25 protein-coding genes are annotated in these 26,014 nt (G+C 54.8%); 17 read left to right on the top strand and 8 right to left on the bottom strand.

Going from position 1 to position 26,014, the window contains the following annotated elements:
- The first annotated feature begins 94 nt into the window (after window positions 1-94).
- The 4 genes from QPJ95_RS17315 (at window position 95) to QPJ95_RS17300 (ending at window position 3,005) form a co-directional block, all read left to right on the top strand.
- A complete protein-coding gene (locus QPJ95_RS17315) occupies window positions 95-901 on the top strand; it encodes a hypothetical protein (RefSeq protein ID WP_286018154.1) in 807 nt (268 codons plus the stop codon).
- Window positions 902-1,096: 195 nt separating this feature from the next.
- Complete coding sequence (locus QPJ95_RS17310) at window positions 1,097-1,324, top strand: helix-turn-helix transcriptional regulator (RefSeq protein WP_270921303.1); 228 nt, start codon at window positions 1,097-1,099, stop codon at window positions 1,322-1,324.
- A gap of 136 nt (window positions 1,325-1,460) precedes the next feature.
- Entirely contained in the window at window positions 1,461-1,682 is a 222-nt protein-coding gene (locus QPJ95_RS17305) for a hypothetical protein (protein ID WP_270921302.1), read from the top strand.
- A 174-nt stretch (window positions 1,683-1,856) separates the two neighbouring features.
- Entirely contained in the window at window positions 1,857-3,005 is a 1,149-nt protein-coding gene (locus QPJ95_RS17300) for a hypothetical protein (RefSeq protein WP_286018153.1), read from the top strand.
- 332 nt (window positions 3,006-3,337) lie between these two features.
- Here the strand turns inward: QPJ95_RS17300 and QPJ95_RS17295 are convergent, their stop codons facing one another.
- The 3 genes from QPJ95_RS17295 to QPJ95_RS17285 all read right to left on the bottom strand — a co-directional run bounded on the left by QPJ95_RS17295 (window position 3,338) and on the right by QPJ95_RS17285 (window position 5,910).
- Window positions 3,338-4,855 carry a peptidoglycan-binding domain-containing protein gene (locus QPJ95_RS17295; RefSeq protein WP_270919499.1) on the bottom strand — a complete coding sequence of 506 codons (1,518 nt, stop codon included), beginning with the start codon at window positions 4,853-4,855 and terminating at the stop codon, window positions 3,338-3,340.
- A 169-nt stretch (window positions 4,856-5,024) separates the two neighbouring features.
- Window positions 5,025-5,153, bottom strand: coding sequence for a hypothetical protein (locus tag QPJ95_RS17290; RefSeq protein WP_270919500.1), 129 nt, complete (start codon window positions 5,151-5,153; stop codon window positions 5,025-5,027).
- Window positions 5,154-5,490: 337 nt separating this feature from the next.
- A complete protein-coding gene (locus QPJ95_RS17285) occupies window positions 5,491-5,910 on the bottom strand; it encodes a hypothetical protein (RefSeq protein ID WP_270919501.1) in 420 nt (139 codons plus the stop codon).
- A 471-nt stretch (window positions 5,911-6,381) separates the two neighbouring features.
- Here QPJ95_RS17285 and QPJ95_RS17280 point away from each other — a divergent pair, with 471 nt between their 5' ends.
- The 6 genes from QPJ95_RS17280 (at window position 6,382) to QPJ95_RS17255 (ending at window position 11,681) form a co-directional block, all read left to right on the top strand.
- Complete coding sequence (locus QPJ95_RS17280; RefSeq protein ID WP_270919502.1) at window positions 6,382-7,578, top strand: tyrosine-type recombinase/integrase; 1,197 nt, start codon at window positions 6,382-6,384, stop codon at window positions 7,576-7,578.
- Window positions 7,571-8,257 (top strand): DUF6387 family protein, encoded by a 687-nt coding sequence (locus tag QPJ95_RS17275; RefSeq protein WP_270919503.1) that lies wholly within the window; start codon window positions 7,571-7,573, stop codon window positions 8,255-8,257. The genes QPJ95_RS17280 and QPJ95_RS17275 overlap by 8 nt, the downstream gene beginning before the upstream one ends.
- A gap of 145 nt (window positions 8,258-8,402) precedes the next feature.
- Window positions 8,403-8,612, top strand: a complete 210-nt coding sequence (locus tag QPJ95_RS17270; RefSeq protein WP_270919504.1) for a helix-turn-helix transcriptional regulator — start codon at window positions 8,403-8,405, stop codon at window positions 8,610-8,612.
- A 232-nt stretch (window positions 8,613-8,844) separates the two neighbouring features.
- Entirely contained in the window at window positions 8,845-11,067 is a 2,223-nt protein-coding gene (locus QPJ95_RS17265) for a hypothetical protein (protein WP_270919505.1), read from the top strand.
- 34 nt (window positions 11,068-11,101) lie between these two features.
- Complete coding sequence (locus QPJ95_RS17260) at window positions 11,102-11,458, top strand: hypothetical protein (RefSeq protein ID WP_270919506.1); 357 nt, start codon at window positions 11,102-11,104, stop codon at window positions 11,456-11,458.
- A complete protein-coding gene (locus tag QPJ95_RS17255; RefSeq protein WP_270919507.1) occupies window positions 11,451-11,681 on the top strand; it encodes a hypothetical protein in 231 nt (76 codons plus the stop codon). Before QPJ95_RS17260 ends, QPJ95_RS17255 begins: the two co-directional genes overlap by 8 nt.
- Window positions 11,682-11,847: 166 nt before the next feature.
- Here the strand turns inward: QPJ95_RS17255 and QPJ95_RS17250 are convergent, their stop codons facing one another.
- The 4 genes from QPJ95_RS17250 to QPJ95_RS17235 form a co-directional block, all read right to left on the bottom strand.
- A complete protein-coding gene (locus QPJ95_RS17250) occupies window positions 11,848-12,975 on the bottom strand; it encodes a radical SAM protein (RefSeq protein WP_270919508.1) in 1,128 nt (375 codons plus the stop codon).
- A gap of 23 nt (window positions 12,976-12,998) precedes the next feature.
- Entirely contained in the window at window positions 12,999-14,195 is a 1,197-nt protein-coding gene (locus QPJ95_RS17245; protein WP_270919509.1) for a glycosyltransferase family 4 protein, read from the bottom strand.
- A complete protein-coding gene (locus QPJ95_RS17240) occupies window positions 14,192-15,985 on the bottom strand; it encodes an ABC transporter ATP-binding protein (protein ID WP_270919510.1) in 1,794 nt (597 codons plus the stop codon). The genes QPJ95_RS17245 and QPJ95_RS17240 overlap by 4 nt, the downstream gene beginning before the upstream one ends.
- A 249-nt stretch (window positions 15,986-16,234) precedes the next feature.
- Complete coding sequence (locus QPJ95_RS17235) at window positions 16,235-16,927, bottom strand: hypothetical protein (protein ID WP_270919511.1); 693 nt, start codon at window positions 16,925-16,927, stop codon at window positions 16,235-16,237.
- Between the two features lie 261 nt (window positions 16,928-17,188).
- Between QPJ95_RS17235 and QPJ95_RS17230 the strand changes: the two genes are divergently transcribed.
- Entirely contained in the window at window positions 17,189-18,364 is a 1,176-nt protein-coding gene (locus QPJ95_RS17230; RefSeq protein ID WP_313860109.1) for a mitochondrial fission ELM1 family protein, read from the top strand.
- A gap of 860 nt (window positions 18,365-19,224) precedes the next feature.
- Here QPJ95_RS17230 and QPJ95_RS17225 read toward each other — a convergent pair.
- Complete coding sequence (locus tag QPJ95_RS17225) at window positions 19,225-19,719, bottom strand: MarR family winged helix-turn-helix transcriptional regulator (protein ID WP_270919513.1); 495 nt, start codon at window positions 19,717-19,719, stop codon at window positions 19,225-19,227.
- A gap of 80 nt (window positions 19,720-19,799) precedes the next feature.
- Here QPJ95_RS17225 and QPJ95_RS17220 point away from each other — a divergent pair, with 80 nt between their 5' ends.
- The 6 genes from QPJ95_RS17220 (at window position 19,800) to QPJ95_RS17195 (ending at window position 25,993) form a co-directional block, all read left to right on the top strand.
- Window positions 19,800-20,690: an EamA family transporter gene (locus QPJ95_RS17220; protein ID WP_270919514.1), complete on the top strand. Its 891-nt coding sequence runs from the start codon at window positions 19,800-19,802 to the stop codon at window positions 20,688-20,690.
- An 11-nt stretch (window positions 20,691-20,701) separates the two neighbouring features.
- Window positions 20,702-21,343 (top strand): NAD(P)-dependent oxidoreductase, encoded by a 642-nt coding sequence (locus QPJ95_RS17215; RefSeq protein ID WP_270919515.1) that lies wholly within the window; start codon window positions 20,702-20,704, stop codon window positions 21,341-21,343.
- Between the two features lie 705 nt (window positions 21,344-22,048).
- Entirely contained in the window at window positions 22,049-22,723 is a 675-nt protein-coding gene (locus tag QPJ95_RS24080) for an AfsR/SARP family transcriptional regulator (RefSeq protein WP_313851513.1), read from the top strand.
- A gap of 492 nt (window positions 22,724-23,215) precedes the next feature.
- On the top strand, window positions 23,216-23,422 hold the full coding sequence (locus QPJ95_RS17205) for a hypothetical protein (RefSeq protein ID WP_270919516.1): 207 nt from the start codon (window positions 23,216-23,218) through the stop codon (window positions 23,420-23,422).
- 214 nt (window positions 23,423-23,636) lie between these two features.
- Window positions 23,637-23,783 (top strand): hypothetical protein, encoded by a 147-nt coding sequence (locus tag QPJ95_RS17200; RefSeq protein ID WP_270919517.1) that lies wholly within the window; start codon window positions 23,637-23,639, stop codon window positions 23,781-23,783.
- 89 nt (window positions 23,784-23,872) lie between these two features.
- On the top strand, window positions 23,873-25,993 hold the full coding sequence (locus QPJ95_RS17195; protein WP_270919518.1) for a bifunctional diguanylate cyclase/phosphodiesterase: 2,121 nt from the start codon (window positions 23,873-23,875) through the stop codon (window positions 25,991-25,993).
- The last annotated feature ends 21 nt before the right edge of the window (window positions 25,994-26,014 follow it).

Below are 26,014 nucleotides of genomic sequence, written 5' to 3'. Positions count from 1 at the left end.
GTAGACCATACGCATTGGTCCGTGATCTGCTTGCATCCTTAACAATAGGGCGCAACAGTGCAGCTGCTAAATAACGGATGACCCGAGGAAATATATGGTAAATCTACGGCTTGATCTGCGGTCAAAATATTCATTACTGCACGCATTTGATGAAGTAGGTCGCGCACAGTTTCCAAAGGATTGGCAGGGTGACGAAGCCTGGGCCAAGCCTGCCCCGACTGACCTTGTTGATGTCCAGCGGCAGCGCCAGGAGGCAGAAGCCAATTTGGCGAACGTGCTCAAAAAAATCCTCCAGATCAAAACGGAATTTGATGTCAGCCGAACCATGGTGGAACGAGATATTTTCTCATCACTCTTGTCAAAGCTCTATCAGGAGCAAGCCGGCCATAGAGAGGTAATTATCTCACTACCCAACCCGAACCAGGGCGAAATTGAAGATGGCGAACGGTTCGCCCGCCGAGCTGCTGCCGAGAGGCACTTGAACGCGGCTTTTTGCTCGGGTGAGCTGATGGTTCAATTTGGTCGAAACTGTTTGGTGCCATGGAATGATTGCGTTCGAGAAGATGGGCTAACGATCAATTACATCTTGTCGCAAGTCACCCTGCCCGCCGACAAGGCTCCCGCAGGTTCGCATCCAGCCTTCATAGATCGCGCGCAGCTTGATGATTGGCTAGGCCGCATGTTCGAACTCCAAGAGGATGGAAACGCGGTCTTGACCACCTCCGAACTCTTGCGGCGGCGGCTGGAAGAACAGGTTCGAGATCTGCAACCCCGCGAAAAAACCAAAACCGCTCTCAAAAGGGAAGCGATGAAGAAATATCCAGACCTAACCAATCGAAAGTTCGATCACGTCTGGGCCAACACAGTGCCGGAAAGCTGGACAAAAGCCGGTCGCAGGTAACTAAATCATCACATCGCGCGTGATGATTATCCAGCATGTATTTTTTTACTCAATTAAATCAACGGTATAAATCATTACATTCATGCGTTGTGATTAAAGAAAACCGTGCAGACTATTTGCATCATCCCCGCTGCTTTACCCTTTGTCACATGAAGTCTGGCGCAAATTGCAGACACAGCAACGGGGGATAAACCCATGATTAAACTGAACAATGATCCGATCATCGACCATAACCGTTTGATGGACGAAAAAGAAGCGGCGAGCCTGATTTGCTACTCGGTGCGCGCCTTGCAGAACTGGCGTCATCGCGGCGGAGGACCGAAGTTCATTCGCGTCTCGTCCCGCTCCATTCGTTATGCCTATGGCGACGTAATGGCATGGATCGACCAGCGCCGCGTGGCCAACACCTCGCAACTACTTTGAGTTTTGCCCGTGCGGGCTTGGCAGCACCGTACGGGATTTTGGGGCCGGATGGCTTCACGAAGGCGCGGGATCAAATGGTATTCCGCGCCTTTCCCACATTCAAATTCAACCTAACGATCAATTTTGGAGACATACCATGTCCAACCTTCCCGCCCATAAAATCAAGCTGGGCCTGACAACCGCAACCATCTGGAAAAATGAAGGGTCTTACTCGGTCGACATCACCCGTTCCTACAAAACCGGCGATGGCGATTGGAAAAACTCATCTGGTTTTTTCCATTCTGACCTTCTGAACATCGCCAAGTGTGCCGAACGTGCTGAAATCTGGATCAGCCGACAGCTTAGCACCCAGCAATAACAACCGAGCCGGGCACCAGCCCGGCCCCAAAACACAAGCTGCCCCGCCGGAGGCACCACTTACGGCGGGCAACACCCAATCAAACACTCCAAAATTCGCATCGCCATAACGGCGCAATTAAGGGGGGTCTTGTAACACCCCCCTCCACGAATACGAAAGCGAAGGTCAGCGCATATGAACGTGGAGATCCTGCATAGTGGCTTTGACGGGCTGAAGTTCACCCTGCAAACTGACATTCCGCCAGAGCTTCGTGCTAAACTGGCCTCTGCCAAGGAACACGCAAAACAAACCTACAGCGATTGCCTGGTTGATTTTGGATCTGTCACTTTGAGCGTCACCAACAAAGGCGCGCGGGGTTTTACTGCCCATACCGGTGATCATGGCGCATATTGGCTGTTTCAGGACCCAGAAGACCGCATTGCCAACAACCCCGGCATCACTGTTGATTTCCGGGCTTTCGGACTTGCGACCGGTGGCCTTGAAGGTGCTGAGCGGCATTTCAGAGACTGCATGGACGCCTTCGGGATAAACTACGCTGAAACCCAACTACGGATCGCGCGGGCAGATTTCGCGGTAGATTTTCTAGCCCCTTGGTTTGAGCCTGATCGCGACGCATTGGTGGTGCCACCAGGCACCAATGTCACCGAATATGCTGGCGTTGATGAAACCACGACCAATGCCATCGGCGCGCGCGTGAATGGTCTACGCGCAGGGGCGCTCGGCAACCGGCAGTTGGGGATTTATGACAAGCGGGCCGAAGTGATCCAAACAAACAAAATGGGGTGGCTGACAATCTGGAATGCCGCCCTCGTCGCAAAAGGAAAACCACCGCTTGATCTGCGCGACCGTGACCGAAGCCAAGTCTGGCGATTTGAGATGCGTCTTGGTTCCAAGCAGCTTCGCAACCGGTTTGAAATGCGCAACTGGCAGGATGTGCGCGACGTCATCGGAGACGCTTTCACAGACGCGCTAGGCCGTATCCGCTACACAATCCCCACAACAGACCGCAATCGCGCCCGCTGGCCCGTTCATGGACTCTGGCAGCAGTTTGAAGCCGTAATTGGCAGTGATCTTTTGCAAAACTGCGCCGGTGTTTTGCCCAGCGACGTGATTGAGGCCAATCGCAATGCAAAAATGCGGGAACTGGATGCGCAGCTAGTTGGGCTTTTCATCACCCGCGCGGCGATTTCTGACGTATCAAGCGACGGTTTCGACGACTTCATGGAAACCCATCCGGAAGCGCTCATGCGGCTGGCAAAAGAGCATCCGGTTCCGGTCGGGGATCGGATTGGGAAGGCACGGTCTAGGTATCGGCTGACGTGAGATCGGAGGAAAGGCGGTTGCGGGCTTTCGCTGCAGTCAGCACCGTTGGCGGCTATGCGCAGTTATTGACCTTTGCAAAGTCGGCCCCCAGGACGCGCCAACATGTCGCGAACGGCCCATTGCAGACCTTCGTGGACGGCTCAGAGAAGTTCCGGTTTGAGCCCAAATTGGAGACCACGCCTGGTTTCAAATTTAGATACAAGCGCTTATTCTGGACTGGATTTTTCCACTCCCATCAAACTCGTTTCAAAACGGCTATCTCGATCTGACCGCTATGTTCGGGCAAGCCAACAGTATCTGTATGCACCAACGTCGGGGCCGGCTTAACGGGCTTAAAAAAAGTAGGGTCTTGCCCAACTTGCTCGTCGCACATCACTGCCAATTTTCGGAAGGCATAGGTTTGGAAACTCATTTGGTAGCCGACATTTTCCTCTCGCCGCTTTAATCGCACGTCTAAACGCAGGCCCTGGGACACCGTCGATTCCAGACGTGTAAAACCCATACTCTGAAAGTATCTTTTGCACCTCGATGATTGTTTGTGGCGAAAATCGCGGCACCCACTTGCTATAAAACGAATTGTCACCTCCACCGATATCTTCGCCTAAATCTGCAAGAAAAGGCGCGGCCATTAGGAAAAACCTCGCTGCGGCATAGTGTTTATCATCTTCATTCGAATTCTTCTCAATCACCCATGCGGTACCCATAGCAATTCTTCCGTCGATAGAGAAATTCCGTAGCGCGGAAGCACCAAGTAATATCATCTTTTCAGCAAACTCATTGTCCACAACTCCATAAGATCCGTGATCGCCGTGTAACGCGTAAGCGCAATCGGATGCGATGTTCGCCACTATCAATGCAAAATATTGTGTGTAGCGGCGAAAACCCGGACTTTTGTCCGCATTCCAATTTGGGGCTGCGGAAACCTCAACAAACTTACCCATATCCAGCAGTGCTTTACGGGGATTTGGAAATCCGGTGAATTCTGCCCGAACATCAATTCTACCTCTGTTTGACCCGATGTCAGGTGCCATTAATCCGCACACATTTACAATATTTGGTGCGTCGCCAAACTTATACATATATGCAGGACCATATCCCAACTCCATAGCCGCCGATAGATTGGCATCAGCCGTTGCAGCAAGTGCGTCCGAAATTTCAAGAAGGTCTGGATCGACGAGTTCCGCCGCTACGTATCCATATTCATCGGTCCGTACTTCATACTTTTTCGGAAACCCATAAGTTGTATGCAAACTGATCTTACTATAATTTGTTTCCGTACTCAATTTACCATCCGACGTGACGAAGCTCGTCAAGATTTCATCAAGCGTTGTCTTTAGAGAATCCATTTGGAGGTCTCCGACACCACCGAGTATAGCCAACGCCGTTGCTCCGCGGGGGTCACCACCATCTCGAATTTCACGAAATTTTTCCAATTGCCGTTCTAAAGGTTTGGGATAGCCCAAAAGGTGCAAGCTTAAAGTCAAATACATTATATCGGTGTTTGCACGCCCCGGAGCGGCGATAGAGAACATGACATCATCGGGAATATCAAATTTCAAAAACTCTTCCGCCACAGCGGAGGGCAAGGACTTCAAAAACTCATCGTCATTGCACCCGCTTAGAAGAAAAAGCTCCATCGCAGAAAGGATAGGAATTCTATAACTACCTTCATTGAAAACTCGGTCAAACCTTCCTCTACTTGAAGGTTTAATGACTTTCTTATTGACCCACTGCTCGACGGTGTAAGTCCGGTCGGAAAAAGACTCTATATGATGGATGCAAGTTCCTTGTGCCGCCGCAACACCACCGAGAAACAAACTAAACAAAGCTTGAATGAAAATTGACTTCATCGGATAATTCCTTTTCTATCAACTGCATATGCGTTAACTTTAGTTAGCGGCGGCCATGCGGGGACTTGCAGTCATTCACTGATGTTGACCCACCTGGAGCGAACGGCCCAGACCTGCCGTTCGAGACCACTGCGGCGAATGGTTGGTCAGAGCCCAGAGTGGGGGTCTTTTATTCTGATTCAACAGCTGGCGCGACGGTCTCTTCCCCACCTCCAGAGCCGGTCAGATAGTAGCCACCGACAGCGACAACGATCACGGCTGCAACTATGATGGTGATATTCTTGGCATTCATTTCCATATCAAGTCTCCCGGATTAGAGAGCGGCGGCCTGTTTTGGAAGGCCGCGAGCGAACCTCCAGAAACGAACTAGCACAAAGCTCCGGTTTGTCATCAAAGCGGCGCCTACTCCGGCGCGACGACCATTGGTCCAATGGCGACCTTGTCCGCTCAGCAGGCATAGGTGCTACGCGCAGCGAAGGTCGGCAGTCCGCCCTTTGTGCTCGATATACCGCGTCATGCTGCACCCGGCACGAATGTCGTAGAAGGGCTGGAACCGGTCCTTCGCCGCGTGTTGGACGAAGGACCGCTTTAAGCCGCTAGTGCTTTCCCCTAAGCAACCAGCCAATTTGCAAACCTCAATTTCCGTCCACTGCGCCTTCAGAAGCAGCGGCCTTCCGTTTGGCGCGGGCGGCTGCGCTGCGTTTTCCAAGCTCTGACATCGCCTGGCGGATAATCAAGCTTCGCTCTGCGTCATCGGCGGTCTCATCAGATTTAGGGCGCGCTTCTGCCTCATCGCTGACCTTGACTGGGGCCTCCAACTGAACAGCCGCTTGGGCGCTAACCTGCGACGGTTGAGTGGCCCCGGCTTTGGCCACCCGTGTTTTTGCGGGCAGTTTTTGAACGGTGTTTGACGGTACATCGCAACCGTCCTCTTCATCATCGCGCAAGAGGTTATAAATTCCCCAACCAACCGCTCCGAGTGCAACAAAACCGAGTGTTGCCGGGTTGAGCAGAAGTGGAAGCGCCGCTCCGATGCCTGCCTTTTGAATATTCATAAGTAAGTGCTCCAGTATAAATATAGCCGTTGTTCAACCGTTGGATCTCGTTGTTTGAACGGTTGAACAACGGTTCATGTGTTGGAACAAATGAGTCACGCAAGAATCTGGGTCAACATGGCAAGCTAGATTCGGATGTCGATTTGGCCAGATGGCGTAGTGCAACGATGCAACAGTGAAACTGTCGGTTCTGTTGCTTCCGGTATGCTTCCGGCAGCGGAACGAAAATCTACAGTCCGCACGGATACAGAGGTAAGTTGCTGATATTAAAATGAAAAATGGTGCCCCCACACGGACTCGAACCGCGGACCTACTGATTACAAATCGAATAGTCTTGTAACGGCTTGAACCGCCTTGAACTCGGTAAAGTGATTTGTTTCCGTAATTTCAGGGTGATACCATAGTTCATCACGTTTCACTACGCCCACAAGGTTAACCGCGAAATGGTACCCAGGTGGTACCCGGAAGCCGATGCCACAGAAATCCTTCACAGCCCATTGGGTCGAGACCATCGCTGCAGCGGGTGCCCGTGCAGACTATTTCGACCAGAAGCTTCCCGGCCTCGGCCTGCGCGTCAGCCCGACCGGAGCAAAGGCTTGGTTCTACATGTACAGGCCCAAGGGGAACCCAAAGAAGACGCGCCTGACCATTGGACGCTACCCTGCCTTATCCCTGGCAGATGCCCGGGAAATCGTGCTGGAGAAGGCTCTTATGGTCTCCAGAGGGCAAAATCCGGCAAACGAGCAGCGCGCCTTGAAATTCGCTTCGGTATTTTGTGACCTGGCAGCGGAGTATGTCGAGAAATACGCAAAAGAACACAAGCGCAGCTGGCGGGAAGACGAGCGTGTCATCAAGCACGATCTCCTGCCCGTATGGGCCCATACGAAGGCGCAGGACATCACGCGGCGGGACGTGATTGCCCTTCTCGACAGGATCGTCGCGCGCGGCTCCGGCATCCAGGCCAACCGAACCCTTGCCCTGATCCGCAAGATTTTCAATTGGGGCTTCAGCCGGGATCTGGTCGCGCACAACCCCTGCCATCAAGTCGTCGCCCCGGCCAAAGAACGCCAGCGGGACCGTGTGCTCAAAGAGGGCGAAATGCGGGCGCTCTGGGCCGCCTTCGAACAGCAGGGCACTCTCGTCTGCGCCATGTTCAAATTGCGCCTGGTGACGGCACAGAGGGGCGGAGAGGTCTGTTCCATGGCATGGTCGGACGTGGATTTTGAAGACGGGTGGTGGACCATACCGGCACAGCGGGCCAAGAACGGCCTGACACACCGGGTGCCCCTTTCCGGTCTCGCCCTTTCCATTCTGCGCCCCCTTTACGACCACCGCAGCGAAAGCGGTTGGGTGTTCCCCTCCCCGGTCAAGAGCGCCGGGTATATGGCCAACACTCAAAAGGCAGCACAGCGCATACGTGAAATTGCCGGTATCGTGGACTTTGTCCCACATGATCTGCGGCGCACAGCGGCCAGCTACATGACCTCCTTGCAGGTGTCCCGCCTGGTGGTCTCGAAGATCCTCAACCACGTCGAGCCGGGCATCACACGCGTGTATGATCGGTATTCCTATGATCAGGAGAAGCGGGAGGCGTTGGAAACATGGGCCGAGCGGCTGGCAGACCTCCTGAACGGTTCCCGCCTTCAACAAGGAGGAGGTGATGACTGAGTATTGTACAGTTGCGGACATCAGCGAATGGTACGATCCTGAAAGCTACCGTGATGTCCAAAATTTCAGCAAAACCGACTGGTTTGTTGCTTTGACCTCAAGGAAGAGCGCGCGCGGTTTCGATGAGCATTTCCTAAGAAGTTTTTTTACCGATGATCAGAGGTGGGATTGGTATCAAAACCAAGCTGTTTGCTCAAAGCGCAAAGCAGAAAGTCTAGTAGGCCACTACACAGATCCGTTGGTTTCCGACATTGGGGAACCGCTTGAAGAGGTGGACTCATCGCTAGTTTTTGACACTGATCTCTTCCACCCCACTGGAGAATGTCGCGTATTGCTCGTGGATCCACGAGCTTCCGATCCAGCCTTGATCTCCGCTTTCAGCGAATGGTTGATGTCAATTCGCAAGATCCACCCATACCCTATTAGTATCCCAGGCAAAAAAGCCCTCAATGCCCACTTCAATGAACACCACTTCAAAAAATGGCAGAGTTACCATGTACTTGAGTGCTTCGACCTCGATATGTGGGCAACTATTCACGGAATGAAGATGCTTCCTCACGAGCGCTTGTGCGGTCTTTTTATGGGTGAGATGTACACGGGGAATTCGAAGTTCTGGGGAGTAGAGGCCAGAAAATCCGCGAAAAAGGCTGTCAATGCCGCAACGGCGCTAGGCTTTTAATTTTCCGGCCAATTTCTGCAAAATAACAAGTTATTTCAACCTCCTACCAAAGGTAGGGTCGCATTGGGCCGAAATACCCCCAACGACCCGGTCGTGAATCATTTTGCATACTAAAGGCACAAGTTGAACCGAAAGGGAAAACGCGATGCCCCAAGTGCTCAAAATTTCAGAAGTCTCCAATATGGTCGGGCTTTCCCGCACGACTATCTGGCGCAGGGAACGCGAAGGCGACTTCCCTCAGCGCATACACCTCGGAGGGCGCAGAGTTGGCTGGCACGCCGATGAGGTGATCGCCTGGCTGGAGGCCCGACCCAAGGGGCTCATTGGCCAGAGCTGCAAAACGCATCACGGTTGAACACCTCGCGATCACCACTGATCGCCCCCAGCCACCACAAATGAAAGCCCCTCAACGATGGCGCGGTCCAAGTCTACGCCACGCCTCGTCCGGGGTGTGCCCCCCGCATATCCGGCTGTTGAAGAGCTGGAGCCTGAAGAAGCCCAAATGCGGCTGAAGGCCGAGATAGCGGGTTTTCTTAAGCAAGTGACCGGAGACAGATCCGGTGCACGCAAAGCCGAAGGATCAACTCATGAAAATCGATCTGGAAGAACTTGATAACACGACGATCGAGCAACGCTGCCAAACTGTATACTGGCAAAACCTCTGGCCAACTGAAGCCGATGAGCAGCCCCCTGCCCCAGCGCTCCAGATCAAGGCGACCACGGGGCTCGGCAAGACAACTCTCGCCATCGAAGAAATTGCAAAAGATCCGGTATTTCAGGGCAGCGAAGTCCATTTTTATGCGCCAGACAATACGCAGGCAGCCGAGGTTGCGCAATTCGCCCGGCAGTCTGGTTTGAGAGCCAAAATTGTTCGCGGGCGTACATCCTCCAAGAACAGCACCGGCTATTGCGCGCGGTACAAGGTCACTGAGGCAGCCGCCAAGGCAGGCCTGAACGTATACAAAACCTGCTGCAAACACTCGGGCAAGATCTGCCCACATTTTAAAACCTGCCCATACCTCAAGCAATGGGATGATCCAGATCCCGCATTTCGTATTTTCAACCATCAATATGTGTTTCTACCCAAACCATCACGTGATGGGATCGGCCTGCCCCACCCGGAATTGGCAATTGTGGATGAAAGCCTGGTGTCAAAGTGCACAGCCGAACATTCCTTCGGTGTTGATCGCTTGCAGGGCCCATTCTTAGAGGCGGTGGAAGACGATCTGCACGGGCGAAAGGAGCTCTCGGCAGGGCTAGCTGCACGCAACGTTGATGCTCGCTGGGCATGGGACAAAGCGGAAGCTATCAGCCCCGACGGCACCACCGGTATAACACCTGAGACAAGTGACAAAGTTGCCTTAAAGGCGCTCAAGGAGATCGACCTCAACGAGGCGGTGGCGCAGACAGCTTTCTTTCGTGCCATCGCTCGTGAAATCGAATTCGCCCGGCCCATCTACGGCATCACTCTGGTCAAAGACGAACTGGTACGGGTCAATGGCAAAACCGAGCACCAGAACCGTGTCCATGTTCACACAAAGCGCGACTGCCAGATACCGCGAAGCACCCCGCTCATGCTTCTCGATGCAGATGCCAATCTTACCTTGAACGAAAAGATCTTTGACCGACCGATTACCCCGGTCGAAATCCACGCCAAGCAATCCGCCAAAACCTTGCAAGTATTTTCCACCCGCCTCAGCAACCGAACACTGCTTGGCCCCGACCCCAAGAAACACCCGCAGATAACTGTGTCGCTGAGCAAAGTGGAGGCGATCATTAAGCGCGAGACAAAGCGCACTGGTAAAGTGCTTGTGGTCATGCCTAAGCAAGTCGAAACCGTGCTGAAGGCAAAAGGTAAGTTCCAGGAATGCGACAAGACCCTCTACTGGCATGGAGCGGAAGTTGCCCACTTCGGTGCCATTCGCGGTCAAGATTGCTGGAAGCACTTCGGCACTATCGTAATCGTCGGTCGAAATGAGCCGCCGGGTTCAGCCATCGACCATGTCCTGCGCAGCTTGTTTTCTGATGAGCCGTCGCCCCTGGTGTTCGCCGAAACCAGCCCGTTGCCGCAGGAGTGTCGCGGATACCGCCTCGAGGGCATGGCTAAGGCAGGCGTTCTAGCATCCGTCCATCCCGACCCGAAGGGCCAGCTCATCCTGGAGCAAATTCGGGAATGTGAAACAACCCAGGCAACTGGACGGCTGCGCTTGGTTCATTCTCAAAACCCAAAACGAGTTGTGATCCTGTGCTCTCTTCCCGTCGACATCACTGTCGATGAGCTGAGAACCCTCGACGACTTTGCTCAGACCCCTGGCCGGAGGGGTGCAACTGCCCGCATCAGGGAGGCCGTCGGGCGCAAAGGTATCCTGCCACTTGGCACGCGGGATTTGACTCAGGCCTTCCCCGATCTGTTTCCATCCAAATCGGTTGCAAAGGATGCCCTCAAGGAGCTGCGCCGGTGGGTGTTGCATGCCCCCTCGGACAAGCCCTGTACTGACTCAGGAACCGCCGCAAAGCAAAAAGGCAGCGGCACACACATGAGCCTGAACGGCCCACAGCCCCTCCCACAGACAGGCTGTGGCGAAGGCAATGCAAGAGCGCCGCCCATTGTTGCCAATGCCTCCGGATTAAATGGGGGTGAACATCAAATAGAATATCTATTTGGTATTACCCCCCATTATCGGATCGCCACCTATCGCCGCGTCGGCCAGAGGGGAAAATCATCACGGGCTATCATCGATCTATCACGGCACGCCGACCCCAAAGCCGCCCTGGAAAATCTGCTGGGGGAAAAACTCACCCAGCTTTAAGTCACCGACAGTAACTAGTTGAAGGGATACGAACATGACCACTTCTAATAAAGGAAAATGGTTAGGGCTATCACATATGGAAATGATTGCTCTCATAACGTTTCATGAAAATGACAAAATGGAAATCGACGAGATTGCTTGCTTAGTATGCACCACGCCCGAGAAGTTGAGCAATCTCATCACCTCTGCGAAAGGAATCTGTGTAATTCAAACGCTAAGCGCCGTAAAATGCGATCTTTCTGGATACAGCATACCTGATGATCGCAAACTTCCCGAAGAACTTCAAGTTTACCTATCTTGGCGATCACGCGGACGTAGTGAAATTCTCATTTACGACGGGGCTAATGATCCGGACAAACGTCTAATTAAACTCGGAGTATTCGATGAATAAGGGTCAATACCCTGCCTGGCAGCGCCGTCATGAGGCGGTGCTGCTATGGATGGTACAGCACCCCGGCGGTAAGCTGTATAATTGCGCCGAGGTGACCGGTTACTCCCGCTGGCAGGTCAGCCGGATCGTGAACTCCCCGGATTTCCAGCAACGCTACAAGGTGGTTCTTGACCTGCAGTTGAAGCACACGGTTGCCCATATGTTTCGCGAAATGGATCTCTGAGCAGCGGGGCTAGGTTAACACCAATCGACAGCTCCAGCGTCACCGGGCCGCCTATACTGCATTAACTTTTTTTCGTATTTTTTTGCTTTCCTGCGCTTTGGTGCGGAAGCTGGTTTGCTGGATGATTGAGGCTGAGAAAGCAAAGAGTGGCCCGGCCTGTCGTCCGCTATGTCGGTGTGTATTTCTCCCTCGAGGCCCGGTGCAAATTGACCCGCTTGTCATAGCCGCAATTGCAATTGGGGCAATTCAGCTTGAAGGCGTCCCGCGAGAAACGACGGTGCTTGTCGGTGAAAAGCATTTCCGACAGCCTCTGCTTGTGCAGCGAGCCAAGATTGAAGGTCACGAAGCAGAGTTGCACTGTTCCATCCGGGCCAATCCAGATCATGTCGTAGCTGGTGCAGGGAATCCGCATTTGATCCTTGAGGATCAGCCAGTCGGGGATCGAACGGATGCCGCGCTCGGTGTTGCGGATGAGATCCGGCTCACGCTTCTTCACCTCGAGAAGGATGCCAGAGATCTCTTCCAGGAGCGGACGGTCTTCTTCCTCAAACCAGAATGGCTGGTTGTCGCCGGACTCGTCCTTTTTGACGAAATAGGGCAGCGAGTAGTGGATGAGATTCACGTAGATCTGCATGTCGAAATCGCGCGCGAACTGCAGCGTATCGCGCACTGTTTCGGGCTTGCTGGTACCGCGCATCAACAACCAGTCGAGGCTCATCGGAAGCTTGTCGGCCCCGTGACGCTTGCGTGTAGCGGCAAGCGAATTGCGCACCAGCTCAAAGGAGCCGCGGCGCTGGACATAGGCGTCATAATCCTCGCCTAGCCCGTAAAGACCGACCGAGACGCGTTTAAGTCCAGCGTCGACCAACTGGTCAATCTTCTTGTCGAGCAACAGACCGTTCGTGGTGACATACATGTTAAGACCGCGATCGGCAGTGCGCTCGACGAACTTGTGGAGATCGCGATGGAGCAGGGGCTCGCCGCCGTATAGGCGGATATTGCCGATGCCGAGATCCTTGCAATCGTCGATCAGTTGCGCTCCGATCTTCCAGGGCAACTGGTGCCCGTGCATGAAGTCTCGCCCGTAGCAGCATGCACCGCAGCGCAGGTTGCAATTCGCAGTTAGGCTGAGAAAGACTTCACGCGGCGCAGGACGCACCACTTTGTCGGTCACCTGCGCTAGCGAAAAATGCGCGCGTCGCATTTGCTCCTTGACCGCCTTGGCTGGGGCGTAGAGCCGTGATTCCTGAAGGGTATTCTTGATAAAAGTTTCAATCTTGTTGCTGTTCAGCATAGTTTTCCCTCCAAATGATCTCGTTATGGCTGGTACTTGTCGTTGAAATATCGTCCTGCCCCGGCCAGGGACGTCCCTGTCAGCATCTGCCGGTAGAGGTCGCAGAGCGCCCCGCTCCAGTCCTCTACGCGATGGCTGTTGGAGACCCGGTCATAGGCAGCGCGGCCGAGCGCGCGCCGCAGGGCCCCGTCCATGGCCAATTCTTCCATCGCGCGGGCAATCGCCTCGGGATCCTCGGGCGGAACACGACGGCCGACAGTTTCATCGATCAGAGCAAAGGCTCCACCCGCAGGGGTCACGATGGCGGGCATCGCATGGGCCATCGCCTCGAGCAACGAAATTGACATCCCTTCAACCCGGGACGCGCTCAAATAAATATCATGCGTGGCGAGAAGCCGCGGAACATCCGGGCTTGCTCCGTGGAAAACGACTGTGTCCTCCAGTCTGAGCTCGCAAGCAAGATCCTGCAGGAAGCCTTTCTCGGTGCCGTCTCCTACAATCGAGAGGCGGAAGGACATGTCGCGCTCGGCCAGCCGCCTAGCGGCTTTCAATATTACATCCAGCCCCTTTTCCGGCGAGAGTCGGCCAACGACGAGGAAGCGTACTGGGTCTACGGAGGCACGGCTGGCCGCGCGCAACGCCTCGACGCGTGCTATATCTAGCGCCTCCGGGGCTGGGTTCGGGACCACGGCGATTGGAAGGTCCCCGAGCCTCCGACGATTGTCTGAGCCGACTGAGGCGGCGCAGGCGACGGCGCCGCCGGAAGCCAGCCGCAGGGACCAACTCTCCGCCAGTCCCCGCAGACGTGCGCGCCATGCAAGTCCCGGGCTCGGCAGATGCAACCCACCCAGCACTGGGAGGCCGACCAGCGCCCCGGCGGGAGGCGCCACCGTGTTCGCCATTCGCAGATGGGCATGCACAAGTTGCACGCCGCTCTGGGTGAGTTCCCGTGCAAGACAGCGGATCTGCGAGACCAGCCCTCCGCGTCCCCGGGGCAAGTAGGTGACCGGCGCATTCTCGGCGATAAGCCGGTCGGCATAGGGCGTCTCTGAGGGGGCGGAGAGAACAAAAACCTGCAGGCGCAACCCCTCCTGCTGCTGCCGCTGGGCGAGGTACACGAGCAGTTCCTGCGTGCCGCCCCAGTTCAGATTTCCGATCACCTGCGCGACGCTAAGGCGAACCTCGTTCTTGCAATCGCGTAGGCCGTCCCTTGGTATCATGTTCCCGCCCTGTAGAAGGAGTTGAATTTCGAACTGTGCTTCGTCAGTTCGTCGTGCGTACCGGACTCTAGCACGCGCCCCTCGCCGATCAGGTAGATCAGGTCGCAGTTGCGGACGGCACTCAGCCGATGCGCCACGATAACAACCGTCTTCTTCCCGCGCAGAGACTGCACAGCCGCTGTCAGTTCGACCTCGCTGATCGTGTCTAGGCCGCTGGCGGATTCGTCCATGACCAGAAGTTCCGGGTTCCGGAAAATGGCGCGGGCAATGCCGACCCGCTGCCGTTGACCTACCGAGAGGCTCAGTCCGCGCTCGCTCAGTTGTGTATCATAGCCCTCTGGAAGCTCAGCGATCAGTTCTCCGAGCCCAGCGAAGGCGCTGGCGCTGCGGATCCTGTCCAAAACGTCCCCGGCGGATTTCGCCCCAAAGACGATATTGTCTCGGATCGTGCCCCCGATCATGCAAATGTCCTGCGGCACATAGGCGACGGAAGCGCGCCAGCGCGCAACGTTCGAGGCGTCGATCACCTCGCCATCGACGGTCAGCGTCCCGGAATTCGGGGTGGTAAGGCCCGTTATCATGTCGAGGATCGTGCTCTTTCCCGCGCCGGTGGCACCGACGACGCCGATGATCGACCTAGCCGGAATGCTTACGTCCAGATTCTTAATCAGCTGGCGCTTTCTATCCGGATAGCTGTAGCTCACAGCGCGCAGCTCGAGAGCCTGCTCGAGCCGCAGACCGGTGCGGGTCGTTTCCACCTGCTGCGCCGTAGAGCCTACGGCTGCGAGATCGGCGTAGATCTCCTCGAGCGCGGGTAAATCGGTGCGCAGCGTCGCGGCTGCTGCGTAGATACGCTGCAGCGACGGGAAGAGCCGGGCGGCGGCAAAAGCGTAAAGCGCAACAAGCGGCAGAGCAACACTGCTTTCACCCTCCTCGACCAAAGTCCAGATGACCAGAAGGATCATTGTCCCGAATGTCAGGATTTCGAGGATGGATTTAGGAATGTCGCGCAACAGGTCAGATCTCGTGCTCGCCTCAGCCCTGCAGCGGTAGGAGTGCTCGAAACGCTCGAGATAGTTGCATTCCATCCCGTAGAGCTTCATTTCGCGTGAGCCTGCCAGCGCCTCGCTAAGGAGGCGTGCGGTCTCCCGCGTAGCGGCCATGCGCTCGACACCGATACGGCGCATGGGGCTCCGCACCAAGGCGAAGGCGGCGAAATATCCGCAGCCAAGCAAGAGAGCCATGGTCAATGCGGCCCGCGGCTCGACGATAATCAGCATAATCGCAAGGCAGGCTGCGGTGCTTACGCCTGTCATCAGGCGCACGGAGTTCATCATCACTCCGTTGACGACCCGCTCCACCTCGGACTGGATATTGGTAACCAGTTCGGCCGAGTGCCGCCGGTGCGTGCGGTCCAAGGGTTCGTTCATGTAGCGGACGACCAGGCGCAACGCGAGGCTCACGCTCTGTCGCCGCACGAAACTGCGCAGGAAGTAGTAACCCCCGATGCGGAACAGGATCGCTGTGCCCAGCATCGCCAGCGAGCCGATCGCAAGGCCGATCAGAAAAGACGTGCTGCTGGAAAAACCGAGCAGGTCGTAGATCGTGTTGAGCGAGCTGTTCCGCAGCGCTGCATCCGGATCCGTGGCCACCATCAAGAACGGCGCAATCGACAGGACGGCGGCTACCTCTGCGAGTCCCATGCCGATACTCGTGCCAATGACTTTCCAGAGGCTACTGCGCTCACGATTGTCGAGAAGAAATAGGCAGTGCCCAATGGTTTTTCTCAAATCTTCCTCCTATGGGGCCGACAATAAAAAATATGCCCGCCGAAATCGCCACGGATACACCTGCGCCATCGTGCAGATGAATAGAGAGTAGAGAGTAGAGAGTAGAGAGTAGAGTAATTGAAAGTGCTGAGGCCTCAACATAACACAGTTCGATATCCGCAGAGTGGTATTGAAGGTTTGGTGAAAGTGGTCCGGAGCCGAATTGATAAACCAGAATGTGCTGACGGTGCTCTGCACCGAATGCGGCGTTCAAGACTCGATTCGAGCTATCCCGGGAAAGGCTTTTGAGATGAGCTTTCCATGATATTTTGATGCGGTCTGGAGAGCCTTCCGGACCGGTTGCCGTCTCCATGAATTGTGGTTCTCCAGCGGCAGTTCGGAAGCCACCGCGTTGTCCTCTCTGAAGGTCCTGCGGTAGAGGGCCGCGACCAGCGCGGCATATTCGGCGCAGGCAAAGGCGCTATGATGCGCACGCACTAGCGCAAGATCATGAATATGATAGACACCCTCAAGGTCAATCATGGTGTTCTTGGCGCGGAATTCCATAGTGTGAGCGCGACCGAACTGCACAGCAAAATGCTGTGTCGCGACGGTGCGTTCGGCGACGGTCCGGAAAAATGCGTCATCCCGGATTTCCGGTTTCTGGCACGTCTCCATAGCGTAGCCGCGGCATATGCCTCCGGAAAAGATAAGCGCGCGGAGCGCCGGAGTCGTCACCTCATCGTAAAAACCGATATCTAGGGCCGCAAGGATATTGTCGCAGCGGATATGCGAGCGGTTCCAGATTTTGTAGAACAAGCGGTCGCTGCCACCCTCACTGCCATTGGATGTGGAGAAGACCCAGCGAGAATGATCCTGATCGCCGAAATGTTTGCGGACAACCTTTTGGACGTTCAGGGCATGGAAATTGATCTGCGACAATTCAATGTGATCTAGCTGCATGAAACCCTCCGGGACATAACTGGTAGGAAAGCTAGAGCGGTCGCGAGGCGTGTCAATCGCCCCGGCGCCCCTAACCCTCTGCAACGCTCACAGAACGGCCCGGGATGGCAGATCCGGTGGGTATCAACCGCCAATCCTGCCTTGGGGGGGTTACAGAGGCGCATACGGCCGGTCACAGCCCTTTACGGTCCTTGCTGTTCCTTCAGGAATGGGTCGGGAAGCGGAAGCTTACTGCAAACGCGATGTTTCTATGCAAGAATTATGGATCGAGACATTCATTGCTCGGTTTCCAATGCGCCATCGCCTTCGAGTGGGAGGTCAAAGAAGCGAGCTAAACGTTCTCTACAAAACCCGGGCAGGTCCACAGAAAAAAATGGAAAACGGATGAAGCAACGCATATCAAGGCTTCGGCGAAGTAGGAGGTGCAGCCACCTAAGTGGCCAATCCAATTGCTCGTTAGTTGTGTGCCTTACTCTCGGGAACGGAGGAACACGCGCGCAAGCCCTGGGTTTAGCCGAAGCGCTCGAAAGTAGGTTCGGTTCAACAATTCAAGAGCGTCGAATTGTGATTAAGTCATGGTCGAAGCGCCTCCCGGCAAGAACCTGGCATTGGGCATCTCGCAATCTCTTCGGATGGCCCGAAATCGGGATAATGAATGGCGCGAGTGCAATGGCGCCGATTGCCTCCCGAGGAACGAGAATCATCATTGGCGCCGGTCGGCACGTAGCCCCACTTGTGTCTGCTCTGGCATCCCGCTTACAAGGAAAGAGCATCGCAGTTCTTAATCCCGAATTACCCTTCGACAATTTTGATATTGTGGTGTTGCCAGAGCATGATGGATTAAGTGGTTCTAATGTCCTGACGGCGCTCGGCTCGCTTGGGCGAGTAACTCCTAAGAGGATAGAACGAGAGGCTTTGCTCCAAGCAGCCCGTTTCGCACATCTGACCCAACCAAAATTGGCGGTCTTGATTGGTGGCCGGTCGCGTGAATTTACCTGGACCGACTTAGACGAAGCGCGGCTGCTCGCGGCTTGCGCGAAACTTGTCGCCGGGGGATGGACGCTACTTGTTACACCATCGCCTAGGACGGATCCGATCCTCATGGATAGGCTACGCGCCTCAGTCGACCCAAAACGCTGCTGGGTCTGGGACTTGCTGGGACCGAATCCATATCCCGCCATTCTGGGCTTAGCGGAAGCGGTGCTGGTTACCGAGGATTCTGTGAATATGGTCTCGGAAGCTTCGTCGAGCGGGTTGCCGGTGCACGTTTTTCGTGTCAGCGGCAGGCACCCCAAAATGGCAAAGTTCTACTGTGCAATGCAAGCGCGCAGTGCTGTCCGCGAATTTGATGGAATGATAGAACATTGGTATTATGCCCCTCTTAGTGAAACTGACCGCCTAGCTGAAATCATTGGTCTGCGGCTTTTGACGCACTAACGCAGGGTCAAGGATCAACTGTGATAACTTGCGGCAAACCGGGCGCCATTGAATGCCCTTCTACGGCTGGACCCCATTAAAAATGGGGGATTACCCGCGGACCCATTTGAAAGTTAGTGCATGGTTGGCCTTTGGTCCACCGGTACGATATTGCCAGCGGCGCGCGCGTGATCGGTCTACGGGCTGGAGCGATCGTCAACCGGCAACTGGCGATCTACGACAAACGCGCCGAAGTGATCCAAACAAACAAAATGGGCTGACTGACAATCTGGAACGCTCCCCTCGCCGCAAAAGGAAAATCCCCCCTTGATCTGCACGACCGTGACCAAAGCCAAGTTTGGCGCTTTGAAATGCGTCTAGGCTCAAAACAGCTTCGCAACCGGTTTGAGATGCGCAATTGGCAGGATGCGCGCGACACCATCGGAGACACCCCCTACAGGCGCGTTAGGCCGCATGCGCCACCGCAACTCCACCACAGACAGCAACGGCACCCACTGGCCCGCTTTTGGACTCTGACGGCGGCTTGAAGCCGTGATCGACAGTGATCTTCTGCAAAACTGCGCCGGGGTTTTACTCCGCGACGTGACTGAGGCCAGCCGGGCCGCCAAAATGCAGGAACTGGATGCACGGCATGTCGCGCCAGGGCGGACAGCAGATCGGGAACATTGTGGGTCAGAGGCATGTAACTGCCCTAAACCGCCATTCACGCCTAACCCGCCTAACGGCAACTTCCAGCCCGAACTTGACGTTGCTCAGGTCTGAGTTCTCCCTGAAATAGGGCATCTGTCTGTGCAAGTTCCATGGTCTCCTAGTCGGACTTTGCGACCCTTGTTTGATTACCCGGCAATGGCTGCTTTGAGTTAGTCTGCGTCGGTTTCCACTAATCCAGTGAGCATTCTAAGAAGGTCATTCAGCTCGCCTCTTTGCTTGTGGGAAAAGCCATCCATCAGCCGATGCTGTGTCTTCACATGGTCGGTCACTGCGGCCTCAATTTTTGTCATACCGTCTTCGGTCAGACGGATAAGAAAACCACGCTTGTCTTCGGGGTTCGGAACCCGCGCTACAAGGCCCCCCTTCACCAACTGGTCGACGCGATTGGTCATTGTTCCGGACGTCACCATTGTCAGGTCAAGAAGCTCGCCCGGGGATAATCCATCCGGTTTCCCTGATCTGCGTAGGGTCGCCAGAACATCAAAACTGGCGGGGTTCAGACCATAGGCCTTCCAGGTTTTTTCCATCTCACTTCGCAACATCGCCGCGAGGCGATACAGCCGACCGATGGTTTCCATTGGTCCAACGTCAAGGTCGGGGCGGGCGCTGTTCCATTGCGCGACGATGCGGTCAACTTGATCCATGAGGTAGTGAGTAATGATAATTTATCTTGACGTCAAGATTGCTCCATGTATCTTGACGTCAAGATACATGGAGCCTCAGCATGAACCGACAAATTGACATTGCCCTCACCGCCATCGCGCCCTTGGTCTGGGGCAGCACCTATTATGTAACGACAGAGTATTTGCCTGCAGGCTATCCAATCACGATGGCCGCACTACGCGCCTTGCCCGCCGGGTTGGTGCTGCTCGTACTGGCTCGGCAATTGCCCCAAGGGATTTGGTGGGCACGTATATTTGCGCTTGGGGCACTAAACTTTACACTGTTCTGGACCTTGCTTTTTGTCGCTGCATACCGGCTTCCGGGGGGCGTCGCCGCGACGGTTGGGGCGGTTCAGCCGCTTTTAGTTGTATTCCTCGCCTCAATCGTCCTCGGGAACCCCATAAAGCCTACATCACTCGCCGCCGCGGCCATGGGTATTGTCGGTGTCGGCTTTCTTGCACTTGGCGGAGGCGTTGTTCTGGACCCAGTTGGGCTGGCTGCGGGGCTTGGCGGGGCAGTCTCTATGGGGGCCGGGACGGTGCTGACGCGCAAATGGCAACCTCCGGTACCACTCCTTACCTTTACCGCATGGCAATTGACGGCGGGCGGGCTGTTGCTGGTGCCGCTTGCTGCTTTGCTTGAGCCACCTCTGCCAGCGTTGGACGCCCAAAACATCCTCGGTATTGGGTATCTTGGCCTCATCGGCGCAGCACTGACCTATATCCTGTGGTTCAGGGGCATTTCGCGCATCGAACCGGGTGCGGTATCTGCCCTAGGTTTCCTCAGCCCGTTGTCCGCCGTTCTGATCGGCTGGGTGTTGCTTGGTCAAGCTCTCACCGTCTGGCAGATCGCCGGGGCTGGAATCGTTCTTTCCGCAATATCGCTGGGGCAGCTCTCTGGTCGGTCCCTGCGCCCCACTCCCCTACAACACGCAACTCATACAACCAACTAAAGGAAATCCAGATGAAAATCATAGTATTTGGAGCAACCGGTAGCGTCGGCTCTCGCGTCGCCACAGAAGCCGTCACTCGCGGTCATGACGTTACTGCGGTGGTCAGAAACGAGGCTGGGTTCGCTAAGCTACCGGAAACCGTCACGGGTCTTATCTCAAATGTCAGCGATCCCACGGCCGTTGCAAAAGCCATGGCAGGCCATGATCTGGCGATCAGCTCTCTTCGCACGCCGCGCGGCCACGAAGGCGACGTCGTCAGCCTCACGCAATCCATCCTCAAGGGCGCTTCGATCACGGATGTCCGGGTGATCATCGTGGGCGGTGCCGCGCGGTTGCGCCTGCCAAACGGCAGTCCCCACACCGTTCTTTCCGACCCTGACTTCCTGCCCGAAAGCATCGTTCCAACCGCCAGAGCCTCACTCGCGCAGGCTGAGCTTTGTATAAACACCGTCGATGCGGACTGGACCTACGCCAGCCCCTCTGCCCTTCTGCAGCCCGGGGTGCGCCGGGGGGAATTCAGGACTGGCACCGATACGCTTTTGGTCGACGCAAATGGCAACTCGGAGATCTCAATGGAGGATTTTGCCGTTGCTTTGGTGGACGAAGCGCAGAGTGCACAGTTCATACGGACCTCTTTTACCGTCGGGTATTGAGAACCAGCGCCTAGAGTCGTGAGGACATTTAGCACTCCGCCACTCCCATCTGGTGGAGTGTTTTCATATATTGGATCGTTCAATTCGGCTGGATTGTGCTAAACGCTTTCACGGTTGGCCTGTTGTTGTCGAAGCAGACATTTGCCGCGCCGCAGAAAACAGTCATGTTGGTCTCAGAACGGTCCATCCCGGCTCTGTCCGCCAAGGACCGCTTTCGGGAAGGCAGCCAGACTTTGCAACGCTCACTTCCTTCGCATTGCTGATAGGGACTTGGTTTGCGGAACCCTTCAGGGCCAGCGGTCAAAACCGCGCAAACAGGCCGGGCACATGACTGCTTCTGACAAAAGCACATATCATATCAAAAATGTCTTGCTATGCAGGGGCCATCCACACATGCCGTTGGAGCTGACCGCAGCGAAGGTCCGGAAACTAACTTTCAAATTGGACCACGCAAATGGGACTGCTCAGTATTCAATTTGGGAAATGTCGGCTAAATGAGGCTGGAGTTTAGCTGCAAAATCATCAAGGAATAGCGGGCAATCACTACTTTTCGTAGATAAAAAACTCCATCTCCCAATTTGATTGAGCCGTGCCTTTATTGGCACAGCGCAAGCTCTAGTGCAATGCAGGGATTGATTTGTCGAAATATTGACCGCCTAACTTAGGTGGGTTTATTTTTTTTCGTCGCTTTAAGGGTTAACTTTAATGAGTGTATTGTTAAAGATTAGAGGCTTTGGTGTGTTTGGTGTTTTTGCTGCCAACGGGGAAAGTATTGCTCTCGGTGCCAAACACCAGGCCTTGATGGCTCTGTTGTCAAAAGCTGACAGTGGCGTACGCACCCGGGCTTTTCTCGAAAACATTCTGTGGAGTTCATCACAGCCAGAGCAGGCCAAGGCCGGTTTGCGGACCGCACTCAGTACATTGCGCCGCCATTTGGGATCAGAGGCATCTCAGTTGCTAACGGCCAATCGAGAACGCGTTGTATTGGATCTTAACCGCGTCGATTTTATTGGAAGCTATGAAGATGGAGCCTTTATGGAAGGCTTTGAGCTTCCGTACCAGGCGTTATTTCGTGATTGGCTGACGCGGGATCGGGATGAAACCACCTACCGTATCCCGCGACATCAGACGGATTTGGGATCCAATGATACTCAAGTTTATTCGAGTTCTGGTTCCTCCAAACAAAAATCAAAACCAACAATGTTGGTAAGCGAGCAGCGTATCGGGATCCTCAAATCTGAGGTCCAGCAACTCCTTCATATTCGCGAACACGCAATGACTATCATTGACGGATTGCAGCGCGAAAATGAGGCTCTCAAAATTGCGCGTGATATGCAGCCGAAATCTCCGACAATTGCAAGAACCTCGAAACAGGCCTAACACCGATCACTCAGAGATTGACTTGGCGCTATTTCATCATAACCTCCTTTGGGAGATACCCACCAAATAAAGGTGTGGCCGTGCTAAGGGGGCGGGGTAAAGTGGACATTGCGAGGCGTGCAGCGAACGACGGCACAGTCCGCTCAACTGCCGTTGGTCCAGATCGCAGCGAAAGGCCTGTATCCGCCCTTTGTGTCGAAATGTGCATGGTGCAGCAATCAGACCGCCCCCCTTCCATCACGGTCACGCACGGCCCTAAGCCGGCCCCTTCATTCTGGGGCCGACTTTTGGATTCGGTTTTGACCGCTCTTTCCAGAATTGAAACGATGAGCCCCTCAGGTCCCCGCAGAATGGCCGAATTATCAATGTGGGTGGGTTCGCCTCGCCAGCCCTCAGGTGGCCTGAGGAGGTGTTTCTGACCCCCTACGCGGCCAATCGAGAGACTAGGACCAATCCGCAATCGAAAATGGCCCGGTGGTTTTTGGGCTGCGTGTGACGCCATCAAGAGCCCAGACCTATCAGGCGCAATATCGCAAAGGTGGAAGAACTCGCAGGGTGCCCATCGCGCGGCATGACAAGACTACCGAGGACGAAGCGCGCAAGCTCGCCAAGGAAGGCATGGGACAGGTCACCAAGGGCGACCCCCACTCTGCCGAGGATAGGATTGGTAAGGCATGGGGAAAGTACCGACTGACGTGAGATCAGCACAAAGTGCGGAGAGCCGACTTTCGCTGCGGTCTGTGCCATGGCCCGTTTTGCGTCAGCTTGTAATATTTCAGCATGTTATGGCGTTTGCGCGCACAGCCGGTGCCCGAATGAGAACGACAGCAGCAAATATGTGATCCAAATTGCAAAAAATGGTCGCCGGAAGCGTGACTGTTCTCTCTGGTGCTCCACATGGGAGATGTCGGTTATGAAGCGGCTCACTCCAATATCAGAAAGCCTAAAATTCAAAAGTCAGGTGCAAGCTGATGTTGGCTATCTCGAGCAGCAAAAGCGGGAAATCGCCCCCCAATTATCAGGAGAAGTGAAAGTCCATTTTTATCGCATGAATGAATAATTTCCTGCAAGGACGGTCTATAGTAGCCGGGAATCTTTTATTTACGACAGCTATTTATATTCGTCCGATGCGGGCCGAAGGAATAAAATATGAAAACGAAAACACTGTTTTCCAGTATCTCGACCATGATGGTTCTGACAATTTTTCTCTTTCTAGGAACAGTGGTCGCAACCGCGTTTTGGATGTCTAACCAGTTGAACATTCGCGCGCGCGCCGACACGCTGACGATGATGAGTGGTGCGATTGCGGAAATGCAGGGTTTTTTGTCCCGTACTGCCTTAGACTACAGCCATTGGGACACAGCCTTTCAAAACCTTGAAGACGGAGACTTGGAGGCATTTTTCGTCAACTATGCCAGTGGCGCAACGGATGGTGACGCCTTTCATATTCTGGCTGTAACAGGCGGTCGGGTCGAGGGTGTTATGTCGTGGATATGGAATGGCCCCGAGAAGCCTGTGCCTGATCTGGTATCTCCGGATGTTTTGGAGGCCGTGCAACAAGCCTTGCCCGCAGTCCCGATGTCCCAATGGTCAACGATCAATTTTTTTGCCGAATCGAACGGCAGCCTTTATGCTTTTGCTGGAGTCCGCATCGAACCCTTGGATCCTGCTGCAGAGGGCCTCACCTCTGCTCAGATGCTATCTTCGGCAGCATTTGGGTACCGCATTGGCGAGGATTTCCTCGCTGAATTCTCAAACAAATATCATGTTGATGGTCTGAAGGTTGTCTCTGAAGAGCCCACAGGGGATCCGTCTATTTCGCTGACTGGATCAGGCGGCAATCCGGTAGCGCACTTAACTTGGCCATCGCCACGTCCTGGGGATGCCGTGTTAAAGCGCATTTCCGGCCCGCTTTCAGGGGTTCTGGTGCTTTTTACTATGGTCGCCGCGGCAGTGACCGCTGTGGCCCGGCGAAGCGCCCGGGAACTGGTTGAGCAGGAGGCGTTGGCTTACCGGGCTGCACGGACTGATAAGCTGACCGAATTGCCCAACCGTACCGCGTTGCATGAAGAACTCAGACGGCGCAACGAGTGTTCGAAAGGTGAACTTTCAATCCTTTTTCTGGATATCAATGGGTTCAAAGTTGTCAACGACTGCTTGGGCCATCTCGGCGGCGACAGGTTGATCATCATGGTTAAGGAACGGCTTGAAGCGCTAGCACTCAAGCCGTCTCTTATCGCACGGGCCGGTGGGGACGAGTTTGTTGTGCTCGTAGATGGGACGGGGTCTGCAAAGCGCGCCCATGACATCAGTGATCAGATCCGGGATGTTATGCTGCCCGAATTTCGGATTGAGGACCGGGGTTTTCATATCAGCTTTGCGATCGGGCATGCCCAACAGACCGGATCGGCACACCCGAGTGAGGAAATCATGCGCCGGGCAGACGTGGCTATGTATTTTGCCAAAAAGCACGGCATGGCTGAAACCGTGAACTACGACCCCTCGCTCGAGAGCATCTCCGAAAAACAGCGGGACATTGAAAACGCTTTGATCTCGGCCCTGGAACGGCCGGAGGAGTTCACAATCCACTATCAACCGATCGTCAGCGCAACGACGGGCAAGACGGTTAAGGCAGAGGCTCTGGCCCGCTGGACTTCGCAAAAACTGGGAAAGATCGGTCCGGACGTTTTTATTCCAGTCGCGGAAGAGACCGGGCTTATCGTTCAGTTGGGCAAGATCTTGTTCAGCCAGATTTGCCAGGACTTGATTGAGCGGCCGGATTTGCGGGTTTGCCTCAATATCTCGCCAGCGCAGTTGAATGACGGCGATTTCGTCCGTGATGTCATCGAAACTCTACGCATCATGCGCATTGACCCAGACCGGATCGAAATGGAACTAACCGAAGGGTTGGTGGTTACAAATGCCGAAATGGCAGCACTTAAGCTGGATCAGCTTCACGAGGCTGGATTCCGGACTGCGCTGGATGACTTTGGGACCGGTTTTTCCTCCATAGGATACTTGAAACGACTGCCTTTCACTACTCTGAAGATCGACAAATCCTTCGTTGACGGCCTACCAACGAACAAGTCTTCGGTTGGGATGGTGCATGCCATGATTTTGATGGGGCATTCTCTGAGCAAAAGCGTGATCTGCGAAGGTGTCGAGACAGAAGAACAGGCCAGTTTGCTGCGTCAATTCAATTGCGATATGCTGCAAGGTTACCTTTTTTCGCGCCCGGTCCCGCTTAGTGATCTACCGGAGATTTGTTAACGGCGTGGTTTCTGGATCGTC

It is taken from the genome of Parasedimentitalea psychrophila, assembly GCF_030285785.1.
GTDB lineage: Bacteria > Pseudomonadota > Alphaproteobacteria > Rhodobacterales > Rhodobacteraceae > Parasedimentitalea > Parasedimentitalea psychrophila.
The sequence above is the reverse complement of the archived record's forward strand: the minus strand, read 5'-3'. Positions and strand labels throughout refer to the sequence as shown.

Excerpts from the sequence above, each read along its gene's own strand:
- QPJ95_RS17315 (WP_286018154.1), top strand. The coding sequence starts at position 95 with ATGGTAAATCTACGGCTTGATCTGCGGTCAAAATATTCATTACTGCAC.
- QPJ95_RS17310 (WP_270921303.1), top strand. The coding sequence starts at position 1,097 with ATGATTAAACTGAACAATGATCCGATCATCGACCATAACCGTTTGATG.
- QPJ95_RS17305 (WP_270921302.1), top strand. The coding sequence starts at position 1,461 with ATGTCCAACCTTCCCGCCCATAAAATCAAGCTGGGCCTGACAACCGCA.
- QPJ95_RS17300 (WP_286018153.1), top strand. The coding sequence starts at position 1,857 with ATGAACGTGGAGATCCTGCATAGTGGCTTTGACGGGCTGAAGTTCACC.
- QPJ95_RS17295 (WP_270919499.1), bottom strand. The coding sequence starts at position 4,855 with ATGAAGTCAATTTTCATTCAAGCTTTGTTTAGTTTGTTTCTCGGTGGT.
- QPJ95_RS17290 (WP_270919500.1), bottom strand. The coding sequence starts at position 5,153 with ATGGAAATGAATGCCAAGAATATCACCATCATAGTTGCAGCCGTGATC.
- QPJ95_RS17285 (WP_270919501.1), bottom strand. The coding sequence starts at position 5,910 with ATGAATATTCAAAAGGCAGGCATCGGAGCGGCGCTTCCACTTCTGCTC.
- QPJ95_RS17280 (WP_270919502.1), top strand. The coding sequence starts at position 6,382 with ATGCCACAGAAATCCTTCACAGCCCATTGGGTCGAGACCATCGCTGCA.
- QPJ95_RS17275 (WP_270919503.1), top strand. The coding sequence starts at position 7,571 with ATGACTGAGTATTGTACAGTTGCGGACATCAGCGAATGGTACGATCCT.
- QPJ95_RS17270 (WP_270919504.1), top strand. The coding sequence starts at position 8,403 with ATGCCCCAAGTGCTCAAAATTTCAGAAGTCTCCAATATGGTCGGGCTT.
- QPJ95_RS17265 (WP_270919505.1), top strand. The coding sequence starts at position 8,845 with ATGAAAATCGATCTGGAAGAACTTGATAACACGACGATCGAGCAACGC.
- QPJ95_RS17260 (WP_270919506.1), top strand. The coding sequence starts at position 11,102 with ATGACCACTTCTAATAAAGGAAAATGGTTAGGGCTATCACATATGGAA.
- QPJ95_RS17255 (WP_270919507.1), top strand. The coding sequence starts at position 11,451 with ATGAATAAGGGTCAATACCCTGCCTGGCAGCGCCGTCATGAGGCGGTG.
- QPJ95_RS17250 (WP_270919508.1), bottom strand. The coding sequence starts at position 12,975 with ATGCTGAACAGCAACAAGATTGAAACTTTTATCAAGAATACCCTTCAG.
- QPJ95_RS17245 (WP_270919509.1), bottom strand. The coding sequence starts at position 14,195 with ATGATACCAAGGGACGGCCTACGCGATTGCAAGAACGAGGTTCGCCTT.
- QPJ95_RS17235 (WP_270919511.1), bottom strand. The coding sequence starts at position 16,927 with ATGCAGCTAGATCACATTGAATTGTCGCAGATCAATTTCCATGCCCTG.
- QPJ95_RS17230 (WP_313860109.1), top strand. The coding sequence starts at position 17,189 with ATGGATCGAGACATTCATTGCTCGGTTTCCAATGCGCCATCGCCTTCG.
- QPJ95_RS17225 (WP_270919513.1), bottom strand. The coding sequence starts at position 19,719 with ATGGATCAAGTTGACCGCATCGTCGCGCAATGGAACAGCGCCCGCCCC.
- QPJ95_RS17220 (WP_270919514.1), top strand. The coding sequence starts at position 19,800 with ATGAACCGACAAATTGACATTGCCCTCACCGCCATCGCGCCCTTGGTC.
- QPJ95_RS17215 (WP_270919515.1), top strand. The coding sequence starts at position 20,702 with ATGAAAATCATAGTATTTGGAGCAACCGGTAGCGTCGGCTCTCGCGTC.
- QPJ95_RS24080 (WP_313851513.1), top strand. The coding sequence starts at position 22,049 with ATGAGTGTATTGTTAAAGATTAGAGGCTTTGGTGTGTTTGGTGTTTTT.
- QPJ95_RS17200 (WP_270919517.1), top strand. The coding sequence starts at position 23,637 with ATGAAGCGGCTCACTCCAATATCAGAAAGCCTAAAATTCAAAAGTCAG.
- QPJ95_RS17195 (WP_270919518.1), top strand. The coding sequence starts at position 23,873 with ATGAAAACGAAAACACTGTTTTCCAGTATCTCGACCATGATGGTTCTG.